Origin of the sequence: Aquitalea magnusonii, assembly GCF_003202035.1 — a bacterium.
In the GTDB taxonomy this organism is placed as follows: domain Bacteria; phylum Pseudomonadota; class Gammaproteobacteria; order Burkholderiales; family Chromobacteriaceae; genus Aquitalea; species Aquitalea magnusonii.
In genome coordinates this window covers 17,743-33,334 of record NZ_QJKC01000005.1, presented here as the reverse complement: position 1 = coordinate 33,334, position 15,592 = coordinate 17,743, and the positions used below count along the sequence as shown (strand labels likewise).

Sequence of the window (15,592 nt, the reverse complement as noted above, 5' to 3'; positions counted from 1 at the left end):
AATTTTGTCTTATTTAGAGGCCCGCAAAAGCGGGCTTTTTTATTTAAGGGTACTCATGAAACATCTTCGCGGAGATACCTTCCGCCGGCATGTTCGACTGGAGTCGGGGAAGTTGCAGTCACGAGCAGTTATTAGCGTGGATGCTTCAAGTGACTGTGCGCGGTTGAAAATTCCAAACCATGGGCTGCCTCCGGTTTGGAGAGTCGCATTCATTGGGGTCAGCCTTCCTGGGTTGACTGCCCGTAATCGCCCGCCGCTGGGTGATGACTTTCATCAGGTAACGGCAATAGATGCTGACTGGCTGGAGTTGAGCAATCTTTCTGGGATTGGTTGGCCGAAATATACCAGCGGTGCGGTAGTGCAGTTTGGTCAGCCGCTGGATCTTTCTGGTGTAACTGCATCAGCGCGCTTCTTCCGCCCTGGTGGGCCGGTACTTGCAGTCCCTGCAGTCATTGCACAGCAGGATGGTGGATTTCTAGTGACCGTGTCTGCTGATGATACACGGCAGTGGCCGCTTGGCCCTTTGCTGTTTCAGTTGGTGTTGCGCTGGACTGATGGAGTGGTGCGGACGGTATTGGGTAGTTCATTCGAGGTTGTAGAGGTTTGATATGGATATACCAGTTGTTGTTGAGCAAGAGCTTGTCATTACTGCAATTGTTGATGATCCGGAGCCTTGCCATGTGGTTGAGGGTATTCCGGGGCCGCCGGGGTCGCCGGGCAGGCAGGGTGATCCTGGGGTATCCGGTACAGCAGCATCTACTGTTCGATTCATACAGGATGGCCTGCTTTCTGAGTGGGTAATTTCACACGATTTTGCGTTCAAGCCTGGAGTTCGGGTTATCGATAGCGCCGGGGATGAAGTCTTCGGGGAAGTAACCTATCCCGAGCCTGGAGTTGTAGTCGTCTCATTTGCAGCGCCGTTCAGCGGTGAAGCGTATCTTAGTTAAGGAGTAAACCATGTCTCGCAAGTACCTCGCGCACGTCGATTTGAACAAGCTGCAGCTGCAGAACGCGCTGCTGCACCCGCTTGCGTCGGCTCCATCCAGCCCGGGTGTAGGCCAGGTCTACACTAATACTGCAACTGGCACGGCATACGTCTGGAGCGGCGCCGCATGGCGCCCCACGGATGCCGCACAGCTCACTGACGGTTCTATCCAGATCAGCGCACTGGCTACTAACCCTCTGTCACGGGCGAACCATACCGGCACTCAACTTTCGAGCACCATCAGCGATCTGGCAACGACGGTCAAAGCGTATAAGCTCAGCGACTTTGCTGCACCGTCTGCAAACATCCCGATGGCTGGCTTCACCCTGACCGGACTGGCCACGCCTACCGCGGCTGGACATGCAGCTGAGTACAGCTGGGTGCAGGCGCAGATTCAAGCATCTGCTGCCGGTATCGATAACAAGCCGTCTGTTGTGGCGCTGGCTGCCAGCAACATTGCCTCGCTGTCTGGTCTGCCGACTGTCGACGGGGTGGCGATGACTGCAGGCCAGCGCCTGCTGCTGGTTGGCCAGACCGCAGCAACCCAGAACGGCGTGTATGTGGTGGCCGCCGGCGCATGGACTCGTGATGTTGACATTATCACCCCGCAGGCGTTCTGGCTGGTTGAACAGGGCACTACCTACGGGGGGAGCCAGTGGAAGGTAAGCACCACCGGTACTATCACCCTCGGCACCACCTCGCTGTCCATCGTGCAGTTCGGCGCAGGTAGTGCATACAGCGCGGGCTACGGCTTGACGCTGACTGGTGCATCGTTCGCAGTAAACGCCAAAGCTGGTGGAGGCATCGTGTCCGACAGCACTGGCGTGTATCTGGACGCCGCGGTGGCTGCTCGGAAGTACGCGGCGACTATCGGTGATGGCAGCTCTGTCAGCATCGCTGTTGCACACGGCTTGGGTACTCAGGACATCACTGTGTCTATCCGCGACGCAAGCACCAACCAGGCGTATGAAGCCGACTGGACGGCCACCGGCACCTCGGTGGTCACTTTCAACTTCCCCACCGCACCGGCAGCTAACTCGCTGCGCGTAGTTGTCCACGGGTAACGAGATATGGCCACACTAAAAAGGCTGCTGGGCCGCCTGCTTGTAGGTGGCAGTGCCAGCACATCAGACGATGGTGCCAGCGCGCTGCAGGTGGCTGGAAACCTCAACGCAAGTGGAGCTATATCGGCGGGCACCACCGCCAGTGCTTGGCGCAGTTCCGTGGGTGCTATGGAACTGCTAGGCGGAGCATTTATTTCGCAGAATGTGCTTTCGTTTCAGGTATCGCAAAACGCCTATGTAGGGGCGAGTGGGTGGACCCTGAAAACCGCTAACCCCGCGTCACTGTACTCAGTATCTAACGGCGTGCATGCGTGGTACTACTCCGCTCCTGGCGCTGCAGGTTCTGCCGTAACCTGGGCGCTGCAAATGTCCCTGCCTTCCAGCGGGAATCTATTGCTGAACACCGCAACGGACAACGGAACTGACAAGCTGCAAGTCAACGGCAGCACGGCGACTTCCGCAGTGCGCTTTGCGGCATCGATCCCGACAGCTCCTGCCGCCGGCAGCGCGCTTACATACGGGCAGACGATAGCCGGCCGCACGCTCGACGCAAACCTGCCTAGCATGGGTCATCGCGCCATATCACAAGTAGCCCAATGGGACCGCAAGATAGGTGGCTGGATTTCTGGCAACGTGGACTCCAGCGGTGTGTTCTACGGTAACTTCCCGTCGCAGACTCGCGTGGGTGCAGCAACGCCACGCACTGTAACAGCAGGAACCATGGTGGGTATGGCTACCCGGCTCGGCTATACCAGTGCTACGACCGCCGGCTCATTGTCGGGCACCTACACCGCGACAGCTCAGTACGCACTGGGCAATGGCAGTTATGGTGGTTTCCAGTTCACCTGGCGGCTGAATTTCTCTGATCCGGCGGCTGTGTCTGGGGCGCGTGCATTCGTGGGCATGTCTAGCAACGTGTCGCCTCCGACAAACGTAGAAGCAAATACGCTTACAAACTCTATCGGCCTCGCGCAGCTGTCCGCAGATGCCACTCAGCTGTATATCGTGTACGGCGGCAGTGCTGCACAAACGGCAATCGCTTTGGGCACGGGATTTCCACCGATGTCCAATACAGGCATCACGGGTGGCCCGATCTACGATTTCACGCTATACAGCCCGTCGAGCGCCAATGGGGTCGTGTATTACCGCCTTGAGCGCAGGGACACCGGTACTTTCGTGGAAGGGTCTGTTGGTCCAGGTACTGCGGGCGCCACGCTGCCGGCTAACGCTACGTTGCTCGCCCCTCGCGCCTGGCGCTGCAATAACGCCACAGCGCTTGCAGTCGGGTTGGATTTACACTCCATGTATGCGGAAACGGAGTTCTGATATGCATGATCACTTTGAGCGCCGATGAAGTCATCTGCCAGGAGTGCAGTGTAGTGGCCCCGTGCCAGTCGGCAAATGATCCTGACATACGTTGCATATGTTGGTTGGGTCAGTGAAGGAAATCATCCTTTGAAATTAAGGGTGATGTTGAGTGGTAGTTAAGCATTTTATTTTTTAAATATCCCGCAATCGCGGGTTTTTTTATTTGTGGAGGCAGCATGCTTATTATTCTTCGCCGATTTGTTGATTTGCGTCTTTTCCTGCTTATTGTTCCTGCTGTGCTTGGTCTTGTGTGTTTTGATCAAGTTTTGGCATCTACCTGGGGCGCACTGCTCCTGATTATTCCTGCTGTTGTTGGCCTATCTTTGCTGCTCAGAAAAATCATGTTTCATGTCGATATGTCGCTTGTCGCTGAGCTGGCAATAGCAAGCCCTATTGGTGCAGCGCTGGTTGTACTGGCTGATCGAATTTTTGTAGCCGCAATCATCATCGGTACAGTGCTGTGGCTGGGCCGATAGCTGCAAGTGCGTTGGCATTGCTGCCTCTGCTCTCAACGTCGATTCAACAATACTGGCCGGATATTCCGGCCAGATCTGTTTTGGCGGCTCAGGTTGAGCAAGAGAGTGGCTGGCAGGCTGCTGCCACGCTTCGGACAAGCCGGGAGCTTGGTGCCGGCCTGGGGCAATTTACGCGAGCGTACCGGGCTGATGGTTCGGTACGCTTTGATGCAGTTGCTGAGTTGGCTTCTGCTCATCCTGAATTACGGGGTTGGTCGTGGGCGAATGCATATGATCCACGCTTTCAGCTCGCGGCGGTGGTGTTGAAAAATCGCACATCGTACCGGGCGATAGGCTGGGCGGCATCGCCTGAGGATCGTATGGCGATGATGGATGCCGCTTATAACTCCGGTTTGGGCTCAGTGATGAAGCGCCGGGCAAAGTGTAAGGCAATGCCTGGTTGTGTTGCGGGCCGCTGGTTTGGCCATATGGAGCGCTCAAGTACGCAAAGCAAGTCGCGTGTAGCTGGTTATGGCCAGTCATTCGCAGATATCACAAATACGCATGTCCGGAATGTCATGGTCGTGCGCCGTCCCAAATACAAAATCTACTTCAAAGAATAGGGGTCTTTCATGTCCGGTGATAACCATTGCGCAATGCCCAACGACGTTGTTGTGCTGCCGCGTGAGCAGTTTTCTGAGTTGCTGGAGGAGGCGGCGAAGCAGGGGGCGGAAAAAGCGCTACGTGAGGCTGGGGTTGATGGTGCTGTTCGCCTGGCAAAGCGTGTGGATGGCATCAGTGACAAGATCATCACCAGTCTTGTTACGGGGCTGATTGTTGGTTTGCTGGCGGCGATATGGGCGGGGATCGTCACGCTGGCCCGGTTAAAGGGTGGTTGATATGCGGGTATTTATCGTCGTTGGTGTTATTGCTGCCCTGGTTGGTGTTGGGGTGTGGGTGCGTGGTGCAGTAGATCGACCTGTGATTGCTAGTGCAAAGGCGGATGTCTCGGCTGCGCGTGGCGTAACTGTTGCAGTACAGAATGCGCGTGTCATCGAGCATAAGGTTGCAGCAAGTGATGCTGCAGCAAGTGCTGAATATCAGAAGGGATTGAGTGATGGAAAAAAAGATCTTGATGGCGCTCTTGCTCGGCTGCGTGCTGCTGCCCGGCTGCGTGACCAGCAGCTCGCTGCCGTCCGCGCCGGGAAGCTGCCCGCAGCTATCGCCGGCTCCGGCCGACGTGATGCATCCGCGCCAGGCGACTTTCTTGCGGCGCATGGAGACGCTGCTCTACGACTAGCCGCTGAGGCGGATGATGTTGTAAAGCAGCTGCAGGCATGCCAGGTGGTGGTTTCTAGTGGCCGCGAAAATTCTAACAATTAAACATTTTTAAAAAATGAAAGCCCTGTCAATGGGGCTTTCATTTGTCCATAATGCTGTAGATTAATGAGCTTACCTCATGTGACAGTGGTGATCTTTATCCCGATATTCGTTGCTAAGTCTTTGATTTTTCAGTGACGAAATTTTTCTTTTATTGCTGCTTTTTCATGTGTGATTTTGTTTTAAGTGATTGATTTTTAAATGAATCCCCTCAAGGTCACTACCTATAACATCCACAAAGGCATGTCGCCGCTTAACCGTCACCTGCGCGTGGAAGAAATTGCCCAGGCGCTGGAGACACTGTCCCCCGACCTGCTGTTCTTGCAGGAGGTACAGGGCAAGAACCTGCTGCGCGCCTTGCGTCATGAGGGCTGGCCGCTGCTGCCGCAGCACCACTACCTGGCACGGCGGCTGGACCACAAGGTGGCCTACGGGCTGAATGCGGCGTATGAGCATGGCCACCATGGCAATGCGCTGCTGTCACGCTATCCCATCATCGAGTGGTGCAATCGCGATATCTCGGTCAACCGCTTTGAAAGCCGGGGCGTGCTGCATTGCGTGATGCTGCCCAAGGGCTGGCAGCAGCCGGTGGTGGCCTTGTGTGCCCATCTCAATCTGCTGGCGCGCGACCGCCGCAAGCAATATGCCAATCTGGTGCATTACATCGGTGCTGCCATTGCGCCGGATGTGCCCATCATCCTGGCCGGCGACTTCAATGACTGGCAGGGCGAGGCCAGCCACTGCCTGCAGGAGGCCGGCCTGCAGGAGGTGTTCCAGCAAAAGAGCGGGCGCTATGCGCTGAGTTTTCCGGCGCGCATGCCGCTGTTGCCGCTGGATCGCATCTATGTGCGCGGCCTGCAGGTGGTGAGTGCCGAAGTGCAGCATGGCCGGCCCTGGTCGCGGTTATCCGACCACCTGCCGATCTGCGCCTCCTTGTTGCCTGCCTGAGCAGGCGTGGGGGGGGCTGTTTTCGCATTGGAATATCGGCGATTGCCGATTGATCAATCACTGCTTGATTCCTGAGTATTCTGGTGTAATAACGCCGGTTTCCTGCAAAAAATGTCTATTCATGGCAGGAATGCTGCATTGGGCTTGACGCAATATGAAAATCCATGTTCAAATACATCCAAACTTGATCGCCGATTTGACACAGCTTGCGGGCGTAAAACAGCTAAAGCGTGGGTAAGCAGACCCCGATGCACTCTCTTCTGCTTATATAATCTTTACCAAGCATTCAAAGATTCCATGCCCAGCCCGCCGCAGTCATTGGCGGGCTTTCTGCATTCTGGAGTGTTTGAATGATTCATCTGCAAAATATCTGCAAGCGCTTTCGCCGCCCCGACGGCGGCTGGTTTGATGCTGTTTGCGATACCTCGCTGTCGATTGCTGCCGGCGAAGTGTTCGGCCTGATCGGCTTTTCCGGTGCCGGCAAATCCACGCTGCTGCGACTGATCAATCTGCTGGAGCGGCCTGATTCCGGTGCCGTCATCGTGGCCGGGCAGGACCTGACCGCGCTGGATGCCAAGGCCCTGCGCCGGGCGCGCCAGCAACTGGGCATGGTGTTCCAGCAATTCAACCTGATGGCCAATCGCACGGTGGCCGGCAATATCGCCTTTCCGCTGGAAATTGCCGGCTGGTCTGCTGCAGACATCGCCAGCCGCGTGGCCGAGTGCCTGGAGATTGTCGGCCTGACCGACCGGGCCGGGCACTATCCGGCGCAGCTGTCCGGCGGGCAGAAGCAGCGGGTAGGCATTGCCCGTGCGCTGGCGCCGCGGCCCAAGGTGATTCTGGCGGACGAACCCACCTCCGCACTCGACCCCAAGACCACCCAATCCATTCTGGATTGCCTGAAGGATATCAATCAACGCTTTGGCGTGACGGTGGTGATTGTCACCCACGAAATGCATGTGGTGCGCTCCATCTGCCATCGTGCCGCGGTACTGGATGCCGGTCGCGTGGTGGAGGTGGTGGAAGTCAACGGGGCAGAAGTGGATGCCCGCTCGGCGCTGGCGCGCTCGCTGCTGGAGGCCGCGTAATGGAAGAACTGACTTTTGCCGCTGCGCTGGCTGATCTGGCCAGCATGGCTCCGGAAATCTGGCAGGCCTGCCGCGAAACGGCGCTGATGCTGGCGGTGGGGCTGGCGGCCGCCATTACCCTGGGTGGCCCGCTGGGCATCGTGTTGTACCTGTCACAGCCGGGGCAGCTGTTTGCCAACCGCTGGGTCCATGGCCTGCTGGGCTGGACGGTGAACCTGGTGCGCTCCTTCCCCTTCATCATCCTGATGGTGTCGCTGGTGCCGCTGACCCGGCTGATCGTCGGCAGCACCATCGGCCCGGTGGCCGCTGCCGTGCCGCTGTCCTTTGCCGCCATTCCCTATTTCGCCCGTCTGGTGGAGCAAACCCTGCGTGAAATCCCGCGCGGGGTGGTGGAGGCGGCCGAGGCCATGGGCGCCAGCCCGCTGCAGATCATCGTCAAGGTACTGCTGAACGAGGCGCGCTCCGGGCTGATTTCCAGCCTGACCATTCTCACCATCAGTTTTCTGAGTTACTCCGCCGTGGCGGGGGTGGTGGGTGGTGGCGGCATTGGCGACCTGGCCATCCGCTATGGTTATTACCGCTTCCAGACCGACGTGATGGTGGCCATGGTGCTGCTGCTGGTGCTGATCGTGCAGATCATCCAGTTTGTCGGCAACCGTCTGGCCGCGCGGCTGGACAAGCGCTGAGCGGATTGATTCCAGACCGGGCGGGCTGGCCTGTCCAGCCCAGCCCGGCATTTTCCCCTACCTGTATATCGCAAGGAGTTCGTATGCGTAGATTTGTCATCAAGGCGCTGGCCGCCTCGCTGCTGGGCCTGGCCGTGGCCGGTTCTGCCCTGGCTGCCGACCCGGCCAAGAAGGAAATCGTGATTGGCACCACCGTGGGTGACTTTGGCGACATGGTCAAGCAGTCGATCAAGCCCATCCTGGAAAAGCAGGGCTATAGCGTGAAGCTGGTGGAATTCACAGACTATGTGCGTCCCAATCTGGCCTTGCAGGAAGGCGCGCTGGACGTGAACGTGTTCCAGCACAAGCCTTACCTGGACAGCTTCGTCAAGGAACACAAGCTGAGCCTGAAGGAAGTGTTCCAGGTGCCGACCGCTCCGCTGGGCATTTATCCGGGCAAGCTCAAATCGCTCAAGGACGTGAAGGATGGCAGCACGGTTTCCGCACCAAACGATCCGTCCAACTTTGCCCGTGCGCTGGTGATGCTGAACGATCTGGGCTGGGTCAAGCTCAAGCCGGGCATCAATCCGCTGACCGCCTCCGAGCGGGATATTGCCCAGAATGTGAAGAAGCTGAAGATTGTCCAGCTGGAAGCTGCCCAGCTGCCGCGTTCGCGCAATGATGTCGACTTTGCCGTGATCAATGGCAACTACGCCACCAGCTCCGGCATCAAGCTGACCGAGGCCATCTATCAGGAAAAGAGCTATGCCTATGTCAACTGGGGTGTGGTGCGGGCGGCCGATGCCGGCAAGCCGTGGGCGCGTGATGTGATTGCCGCCTACAACTCCCGCGCCTTCAGCGACTGGGCCAAGCAAAAGTATGTAGGCTACAAATTCCCGCAGGGCTGGAAATAAGCCGGCCATGCAAAGGGCCGCCCTGGTGGGCGGCCCGGATACGGTTTTCTTGTAACACTCCTGGCTACAAGACTTGTGCGGAGGGCATGGCCCTCCGTTTTTTTATTTGACCATGGTGAAACAACACAGCTTGTTGCCATCCAGGTCGCGGAAATAGGCACCGTAGAAGTCGTCACCGCGCAGGCCGGGCGCGCCCTCGTCCTGGCTGCCCAGCTGCAGTGCATGAGCGTGCAGTTTGTCGACGTCGGCACGGTTGTCCAGATAAAAGCCCACCATCACCCCGTTGCCTGCCGTGGCCGGCTCGCCATTGAATGGCCGCATGATGGCCAGTTGTGGCCGCTCCGGATGGGTGCCCCAGCAGATGCCACGGTCCATTTCCCACAGGCGGCTGGCACCGATGCCGGCCAGCAAGGTGTCGTAGAAGGCGGCAGCGCGCTGCAGGTCGTTGCTGCCGAGAGTGACGTAGCCAATCATGATGTTCTCCTGAAAAAGTCCTTCATCGTTTGCTGTGCTGCGGTGATGCGGCGTTGAAAACGCCTGCGCCATGGGCATGGCTGGTCTTGCCGTCTGTCTCATGCCGGCCGGCACTAGGCGCTGATCATCCGGCGCAGGCCAAACCGGTTGCGCTTGTCGGCGGCTTATTCACACACGGTAAACGGTGCCGCCACATCCTGGCAGCGCGGCTGCACCTGGATAGAGGCAGCGCTGCGCCAGTGCGGGCCGTGGAACACTGCTTCGATATTGTTGCCGTCCGGGTCGGTGAGATAGGCGGCGTAATAGCCACCGTGGTAGGGGCGTTCGCCCGGCTGGCCATTGTCGCTGCCGCCGGCGGCCAGCCCGGCCTGATAAAAACGCTGCACCCGGCCCGGATCGGCTGTCTGGAAGGCCAGATGCACATGGCTGCGGCTGGCCGGGCTGCCGCAGGAGACAAACAGTTCGTCGGCCCAGAAATAATCCGGACCTTCACCGGTCAGTTCACGTCCCAGGGCCTGCAGCACGGCGCGGTAAAAGCGCTTGCTGGCCGGCAGGTCGGACACGACAAGGTGAACATGGTCGAGCAGTCTTCCGTAATGGTATTCCATGGGACATCTCCTCTATGGAAGCGCCATGGCCTGCCGTGGTTTGATGCAAAACCGCCGGGCAGGGCGCTTCTTTTCTTGACGACTTTTGTCCCATCATACGCCGCAGTGCTGGCGCTGCCCATCCGGTGAAGTACGGCATTCAGCGGGCCAGCCATTCCTCGACAAACTGCTGGCGAAAGGTGCGCAGCCGCTGCAGGCGTTCTTCCGCCATGGCACGTCCGGCTGCCGTCTGCATCATGGCCGGCAGCTTTTCCAGCTTGACCTCGATGTGATCCAGCGCGTATTCACGGTCGTCCAGCTGGCGTGTGCTGGCCAGCGGATCATCCGCGTGCGCCAGCTGGCGACCCATGCGGCCGGAGGTGTAAAACATGCGCGCCAGGCCAATGGCTCCCAGCGCATCCATGCGGTCGGCATCCTGCACGATCTGTGCTTCCAGCGTGCGTGGCGTGATATTGGCGGAAAAACTGTGTGCCTCGATGGCGTGGGCCACGGCCTGCAGTCTGTCGGCAGGAAAACCGGCCGCCTGCAGCAGCGGGCCGGCCTTGGCGGCGGCCATGCGCGACGCCTGTTCGCGCTGCGGGTGGTTCTTGGGCAGATTGACCAGATCATGCAGATAGCAGGCAGCCAGCACCACCAGGGCATCGGCCTCGCTGTGCTGTTGCAGGATGTGCCGTGCGGCAGCCCAGACGCGATGGAAATGGCTGAGGTCATGCGCGCCATCATCGTCGGCCGCTTGCTGTTGCAGCAGCGCGATCAGCTGTTGTTGCCAGTATTGCAGCAGCGGGGTGTCGGACAGGGGCAGGGGGGCAGAGGGAGCGTTCATGGCAGGGTATTGGTTTGGCGGGCCGTTGATTACACCCCTGCCGCCAGCCGGCGTCAACCATGGCGGCAGCAGGGGCGGGCAGGTGGCTCAGCCGTGCAGACGGCAGTAGTCGCCGGCAATGGCGGCCGCCAGCCGGGCATTGTTCAGCACCAGCTGGATATTGGCGGCCAGGCTGTTGCCACCGGTCAGTTCGCATACCCGTGCCAGCAGGAAGGGGGTGGATTCCTTGCCGCCAATGCCTTGTGCGCTGGCTTCACCCAGGGCCTGTTCGATGGCGGCATCGATGCTGGCGCTGGACAGGGCGTATTGCGCGGGAATCGGGTTGGCCACCACCATGCCGCCTTGCAGTTGCAGCTCCCACTTGGCTTTCATCACGGCGGCGATGGCGGCCGGGCTATCCAGGCGGTAGTCCACCTTGAAGGCGCTGTCGCGGCTGAAGAAGGCCGGCAGGGTGGTGGTTTGATAGCCGATGACCGGCACGCCATGGGTTTCCAGATATTCCAGGGTCAGGCCCAGGTCGAGAATGGACTTGGCCCCGGCACACACCACGGCCAGCGGGGTCTGCGCCAGTTCCTGCAAGTCGGCAGAAATGTCGAAGCTCTGCTGCGCACCGCGATGCACACCACCAATGCCACCGGTGGCGAACACGCGGATGCCGGCCATGGCGGCCACGATCATGGTGGAGGCCACGGTGGTGGCACCGGTCTGGCCGGCTGCCACGATAAAGGGGATGTCACGGCGGCTGACCTTGACCACCTCGCGGCCGTTCTTGCCCAGCACTTCGATGTCTGCGCGGCTGAGGCCGGCTTTCAGCCGGCCATTGATGATGGCAATGGTGGCCGGCACCGCGCCATGGGCGCGCACTTCGGCTTCCACTTGCAGGGCGGTTTCCACATTCTGCGGATAGGGCATGCCATGCGAAATGATGGTGGATTCCAGTGCCACCACCGGCTGGCCGGCGGCCAGGGCGGCGGCGACTTCGGGATGGATGTCCAGGTAAGCGTGTTGGGTCATGATGGCTCCGGGTAAGACAGGGTTGGGCACAGCTGCTGGATGGCGGCCAGCGACAGGGTAGGGTTGTTGGTGGCGGCGCAGCTCAGGGTCAGCGCGGCGCAGGCCTGGGCCAGGCATACCGCTTCGGCCAGCGGCAATTGTTGCAGCCAGCCCCAGGCCAGGCCAGCCATCAGCGCATCGCCGGCGCCGGTGGCGTTGACGATGTCCACCTGCGGGGCCGGGCTCCAGCCCTGGCCTGCGGCGCTGCTGTAGAACACGCCGTCACCCGCCAGGCTGAGGATGACTTGCTGCACGCCCTGCTGGTGAAACCAGTCGGCGACGGCCGGCGCATCGGCTGGGCCAGCCAGTGGCAGGCCGGACAGGGTGGCGGCTTCGAGGCGATTGGGCTTGATGGTGTGGATGCGGCCCAGCCAGGGGCGGATGCGTTCGGCCTTGAAGGCTGACACGGTATCGACAAACACCGGCTGTTGTTCGGCTTCGGCAAACAGCCAGGCCAGTGCGTCGGGTGACAGGTTGGCGTCGGCCACGATCAGGCCGGCATGGCGGACCAGCTCGCGCTGCGGGGCCAGCCTGGCGGCATCCAGCCGGTTCAGCACCTGCATGTCGTTGATGGCGATGGCCATGTCGCCATCCGGGCCGTGGATGGACAGATAGGTGGAGGTGGCGGCGTCCGGCAGCACCAGCACCGGGCGCACATCCACCCCGGCGCGCTGGGTGGAGTCCAGTAGCGAGCGGCCATACAGATCGTCGCCCACGGCGCTGAGCAGCCGGCAATCCGCTCCCAGCCGCGCCAGATTCTCGGCAATATTGCGCGCCACGCCTCCGGGCGAGCAGCTGACCTGGCCGGGATTGGAGTCGCCAAAGCGCAGGCTGGCCGGCGTGCTGCCGCGAATGTCCATATTGGCCCCGCCCAGCAGCACCACATAGCGGGTCTCGGCCAGGATGTAGCCTTTGCCCAGGATATGGCCTTTTTGCATCAGCTTCATGATGTGGCCGGCTGCCGCCGAGCGGCTGATGCCCAGCTGGTCTGCCAGCTGTTGCTGCGGGATCAGCGGGTTCTGGCGCAGCAGTTGCAGGATTTCCTGCTCACGTTGTGTCATCAAACAAATGTCCGTAATGCTAACCTTTGTTTGATTGTGTCGCAGTCACCGGCCCGGGTCAAGCCGCCGGGCGGTCTGGCCGCGCGCGCTAGCCGCTGATGAAGGGGCGCACGGTGTCCAGCAGCTTGTTGGTATAGCTGGCCTTTTCCCCTACCGGCACCACGTAATCCAATGCTTCGCGGGTGGCGGTTTCGCTGCTGCGCTTGAGCATCACCCAGCTGGCCAGGTATTGCGCCGCCAGGCAGCCGCCGGCCGTGGCCAGATTGCCGCTGGCATGGAAGGGTGCGTCAAGCACTTCGATGCCGGCCTGTTCCACCCAGGGTTTGGTGCGCTGGTCGGTACAGGCCGGCAGCTTGTCGATCAGCCCCAGCCTGGCCATCAGCAGGGTGCCGGAACACTGTGCGCCAATCAGCTGGCGGGCCGGATTGAGCTGCAGGCGGGCCAGCAGTTCCGGGTCGTTGGCGAAGTCACGGGTCATGACGCCGCTGCCAAACAGCACCACGTCGGCCTGGTTGGCAAACTCCAGCGGTTGCTGGGCGCGCACGGTGACACCGTTCATCGAGGTGATCTGTTCACTCGGGCTGGTGATGCAGGCTTCCCAGCCATGTGGCTGCATGCGGTTAAGCATGCCGGCGGCAATGAACGAGTCCAGCTCGTTGAAACCCTGAAACGTGACGATGGCGATTTTCATGCTGTCTCCTTAGGCGCGCAGCCGGCGGACGGTCGCTGACAAAATGACATGGCATTGCTGCGCAGGGCTTTTGTCAGCGGGGCCAAGGGCTGCGGCATGCTGTTGGTCTGGCGGGCAGGAGACAGGATTATGCTGCTGTTATCGATTGTTGGCGATAAAGATCTTGCCGGGCGGGAAATCGGGTCATAAAGCTGCGTGGCAGCGGGGGGCGTACATGGCCGCCAGCATCAGCATGGCGGCCATGGCGGGGAGGCTTACAGCCGGTACTGGCTGAGGGTGCTGATTTGCTGGCGGGCCAGTTCGTCCAGATGGCGGGCACTGCTGGCGGCTTCCTGTGCCGCGCTGGAGGACTCTTCGGTCATCTGGGCAATCTGCTCCACCTGCACCGCGATATTGTTGGTGGCCTTGCCCTGTTCGGTAATGGCATCGGAAATCTCGCTGACCATGTGCACGGTATTGCCGGTGGCTTCGCCGATCTGCTTGATGGCGCCATCGGCATGGTCGGCACGGCTGACCCCGTTGCGCACCAGTTCTTCGGCCGAGTGCATCTGCTCGGTGGCCTGGCGCGAGCGGTCACGCATGGCGCTGATGGTCGAGGAGATTTCCTGGGTGGAGCTGCTGGTGCGTTCGGCCAGCTTGCGTACCTCGTCGGCCACCACGGCAAAACCACGGCCCATTTCACCGGCGCGGGCTGCTTCGATGGCGGCATTCAGTGCCAGCAGATTGGTCTGGTCGGCAATGTCCTTGATCACCCCCACCACGGTATCCACCTGGGCGCTGTAGGTATCCAGTTCGCGGATGCTGCCGGCGGCACTGTCCACCGCCTGGGAAATCTCGCGGATGTCGCTGATGGTTTGCGAGATGGTGCTGGAGCCCTGCTGTGCCAGCGTGCCGGCATTGTGGGCCAGATCGCGTGATTCACTGGCGCGGCTGGCTACGTGGTTGATGCTGACCGTCATCTGTTCGATGGTGGCCGCCATATTGGCGGAAGAGGCCGACTGCGAGTCGGCGGCGGCAGCCACCTGGGTGGCGGTCTGCGACAGGCCTTGCGAGGCATCGGCCACCGAGCGTGCGCCATCCAGTATCGATTTCAGATTGCGTTGCAGCCCATCCAGCAGGCTGTTGAACGCGGCAGCGGTCAGGCCGATTTCATCCTTGCTCACCTGCGGTGCGCGCTGGGTGAAGTCCAGCGACTGGCTGACCTGCTGCATGGTGCTCTGGATGGACGACAGGCCGCGGCTGATGGTGCGGAACAGTACCACGCCCATGTACAGCACCAGCAGCAGGACAACAGCAATCACGCCACCGGTTTGCAGCAAGGCGCTGTTGTAGGCAGCCTTGTTGGTTTCCAGCGTGTCGAAAGCCAGCTTGAGGTTGTACTCGGTGTGGGCAATGAAGGCCTTGCGCAATTCTATGCCGGCGATGGCCAAGGGGCCGTCGCGCAGCATGGCATCGGCTTGATCCTCTTTGCCCCCCTTGTCCAGTTCGAAGAATTTGCTGCGTTCGGTACGATAAGCGGCCAGTTTGACCCTGTCATCCTGCAGCAGCTGACGGTCGTGATCGTCCGAGATCAGGTTTTTCTCGTAGTCGTTGATCAGGTCATCCAGTTTCTTGTCGGCTTCACCGGACATGGCTTCTGCCGCCGCTTTTTCACCTGGAGTATGGGAAACCGAATGCTTGGTAATGGCATTCTTGATATCCATGAAGGCATATACCATGCCATTCAGGTCGCGCACGCTGGGGGCCAGGTTGCTGATGGTGTCTTCAAAACGGTTGCTGGCTTGTTTTTGTTGGTACACACCAAAGCCACCCACCAGCAAGAGGGCGAGCAGGGCGATGGCCAGGGTCAGCATGAGGCGTCTGATGATGGTCATGGGAAAGTCCTTGCTAGGTTAAGGGCCGCTTGCCGTGGCAACGACCAAGTATTCTTGCTACGTAGCTATACGTATAGCATCGATTCATGACATTTGTAGGGTTTTTTCACGCAGGCAGAGCCTACGGGCTGGCGCCTGCCC

At 60.1% G+C, this 15,592-nt stretch carries 19 protein-coding genes; 12 read left to right on the top strand and 7 right to left on the bottom strand.

Going from position 1 to position 15,592, the window contains the following annotated elements; translation table 11 throughout:
- Window positions 1-4: 4 nt before the first annotated feature.
- From DFR38_RS20935 to DFR38_RS06495, 12 genes are all read left to right on the top strand, one after another.
- Window positions 5-607, top strand: coding sequence for a hypothetical protein (locus tag DFR38_RS20935; protein WP_153010707.1), 603 nt, complete (start codon window positions 5-7; stop codon window positions 605-607).
- Window position 608: 1 nt separating this feature from the next.
- Window positions 609-947 (top strand): hypothetical protein, encoded by a 339-nt coding sequence (locus DFR38_RS20930; RefSeq protein WP_146215934.1) that lies wholly within the window; start codon window positions 609-611, stop codon window positions 945-947.
- Window positions 948-957: 10 nt separating this feature from the next.
- Window positions 958-2,049, top strand: coding sequence for a hypothetical protein (locus tag DFR38_RS06535; RefSeq protein ID WP_059284548.1), 1,092 nt, complete (start codon window positions 958-960; stop codon window positions 2,047-2,049).
- 6 nt (window positions 2,050-2,055) lie between these two features.
- Complete coding sequence (locus DFR38_RS06530; RefSeq protein ID WP_146215933.1) at window positions 2,056-3,375, top strand: hypothetical protein; 1,320 nt, start codon at window positions 2,056-2,058, stop codon at window positions 3,373-3,375.
- 218 nt (window positions 3,376-3,593) lie between these two features.
- Window positions 3,594-3,893, top strand: a complete 300-nt coding sequence (locus DFR38_RS06525) for a hypothetical protein (protein WP_110313168.1) — start codon at window positions 3,594-3,596, stop codon at window positions 3,891-3,893.
- Window positions 3,894-3,910: 17 nt separating this feature from the next.
- The gene (locus DFR38_RS20925) at window positions 3,911-4,495 is read left to right on the top strand and encodes a transglycosylase SLT domain-containing protein (RefSeq protein ID WP_146215932.1); all 585 of its coding nucleotides are present in this window, start codon (window positions 3,911-3,913) and stop codon (window positions 4,493-4,495) included.
- A gap of 9 nt (window positions 4,496-4,504) precedes the next feature.
- On the top strand, window positions 4,505-4,771 hold the full coding sequence (locus tag DFR38_RS06520; protein ID WP_110313167.1) for a hypothetical protein: 267 nt from the start codon (window positions 4,505-4,507) through the stop codon (window positions 4,769-4,771).
- 1 nt (window position 4,772) lies between these two features.
- On the top strand, window positions 4,773-5,255 hold the full coding sequence (locus DFR38_RS20920; RefSeq protein ID WP_146215931.1) for a hypothetical protein: 483 nt from the start codon (window positions 4,773-4,775) through the stop codon (window positions 5,253-5,255).
- A 198-nt stretch (window positions 5,256-5,453) separates the two neighbouring features.
- Window positions 5,454-6,200 carry an endonuclease/exonuclease/phosphatase family protein gene (locus tag DFR38_RS06510; RefSeq protein ID WP_110313166.1) on the top strand — a complete coding sequence of 249 codons (747 nt, stop codon included), beginning with the start codon at window positions 5,454-5,456 and terminating at the stop codon, window positions 6,198-6,200.
- Window positions 6,201-6,550: 350 nt separating this feature from the next.
- Window positions 6,551-7,288 carry a methionine ABC transporter ATP-binding protein gene (locus DFR38_RS06505; protein WP_059284553.1) on the top strand — a complete coding sequence of 246 codons (738 nt, stop codon included), beginning with the start codon at window positions 6,551-6,553 and terminating at the stop codon, window positions 7,286-7,288.
- Complete coding sequence (locus DFR38_RS06500; RefSeq protein WP_059284554.1) at window positions 7,288-7,974, top strand: methionine ABC transporter permease; 687 nt, start codon at window positions 7,288-7,290, stop codon at window positions 7,972-7,974. The genes DFR38_RS06505 and DFR38_RS06500 overlap by 1 nt, the downstream gene beginning before the upstream one ends.
- A gap of 83 nt (window positions 7,975-8,057) precedes the next feature.
- Window positions 8,058-8,867, top strand: coding sequence for a MetQ/NlpA family ABC transporter substrate-binding protein (locus DFR38_RS06495; RefSeq protein WP_059284555.1), 810 nt, complete (start codon window positions 8,058-8,060; stop codon window positions 8,865-8,867).
- A 102-nt stretch (window positions 8,868-8,969) separates the two neighbouring features.
- Here DFR38_RS06495 and DFR38_RS06490 read toward each other — a convergent pair whose 3' ends face one another.
- The 7 genes from DFR38_RS06490 to DFR38_RS06460 all read right to left on the bottom strand — a co-directional run bounded on the left by DFR38_RS06490 (window position 8,970) and on the right by DFR38_RS06460 (window position 15,451).
- Window positions 8,970-9,341 (bottom strand): VOC family protein, encoded by a 372-nt coding sequence (locus tag DFR38_RS06490; RefSeq protein ID WP_110313165.1) that lies wholly within the window; start codon window positions 9,339-9,341, stop codon window positions 8,970-8,972.
- Between the two features lie 164 nt (window positions 9,342-9,505).
- Window positions 9,506-9,949 (bottom strand): VOC family protein, encoded by a 444-nt coding sequence (locus DFR38_RS06485; RefSeq protein WP_059284557.1) that lies wholly within the window; start codon window positions 9,947-9,949, stop codon window positions 9,506-9,508.
- Window positions 9,950-10,088: 139 nt separating this feature from the next.
- Window positions 10,089-10,772: an HD domain-containing protein gene (locus DFR38_RS06480; protein WP_059284558.1), complete on the bottom strand. Its 684-nt coding sequence runs from the start codon at window positions 10,770-10,772 to the stop codon at window positions 10,089-10,091.
- 87 nt (window positions 10,773-10,859) lie between these two features.
- Window positions 10,860-11,786 (bottom strand): pseudouridine-5'-phosphate glycosidase, encoded by a 927-nt coding sequence (locus tag DFR38_RS06475; protein ID WP_059284559.1) that lies wholly within the window; start codon window positions 11,784-11,786, stop codon window positions 10,860-10,862.
- Window positions 11,783-12,886, bottom strand: a complete 1,104-nt coding sequence (locus DFR38_RS06470; protein ID WP_110313164.1) for a PfkB family carbohydrate kinase — start codon at window positions 12,884-12,886, stop codon at window positions 11,783-11,785. The genes DFR38_RS06475 and DFR38_RS06470 overlap by 4 nt, the downstream gene beginning before the upstream one ends.
- Before the next feature lie 88 nt (window positions 12,887-12,974).
- Entirely contained in the window at window positions 12,975-13,577 is a 603-nt protein-coding gene (locus DFR38_RS06465; protein ID WP_059286272.1) for a DJ-1/PfpI family protein, read from the bottom strand.
- A gap of 254 nt (window positions 13,578-13,831) precedes the next feature.
- The gene (locus DFR38_RS06460) at window positions 13,832-15,451 is read right to left on the bottom strand and encodes a methyl-accepting chemotaxis protein (RefSeq protein WP_059286271.1); all 1,620 of its coding nucleotides are present in this window, start codon (window positions 15,449-15,451) and stop codon (window positions 13,832-13,834) included.
- Between the last annotated feature and the right edge of the window lie 141 nt (window positions 15,452-15,592).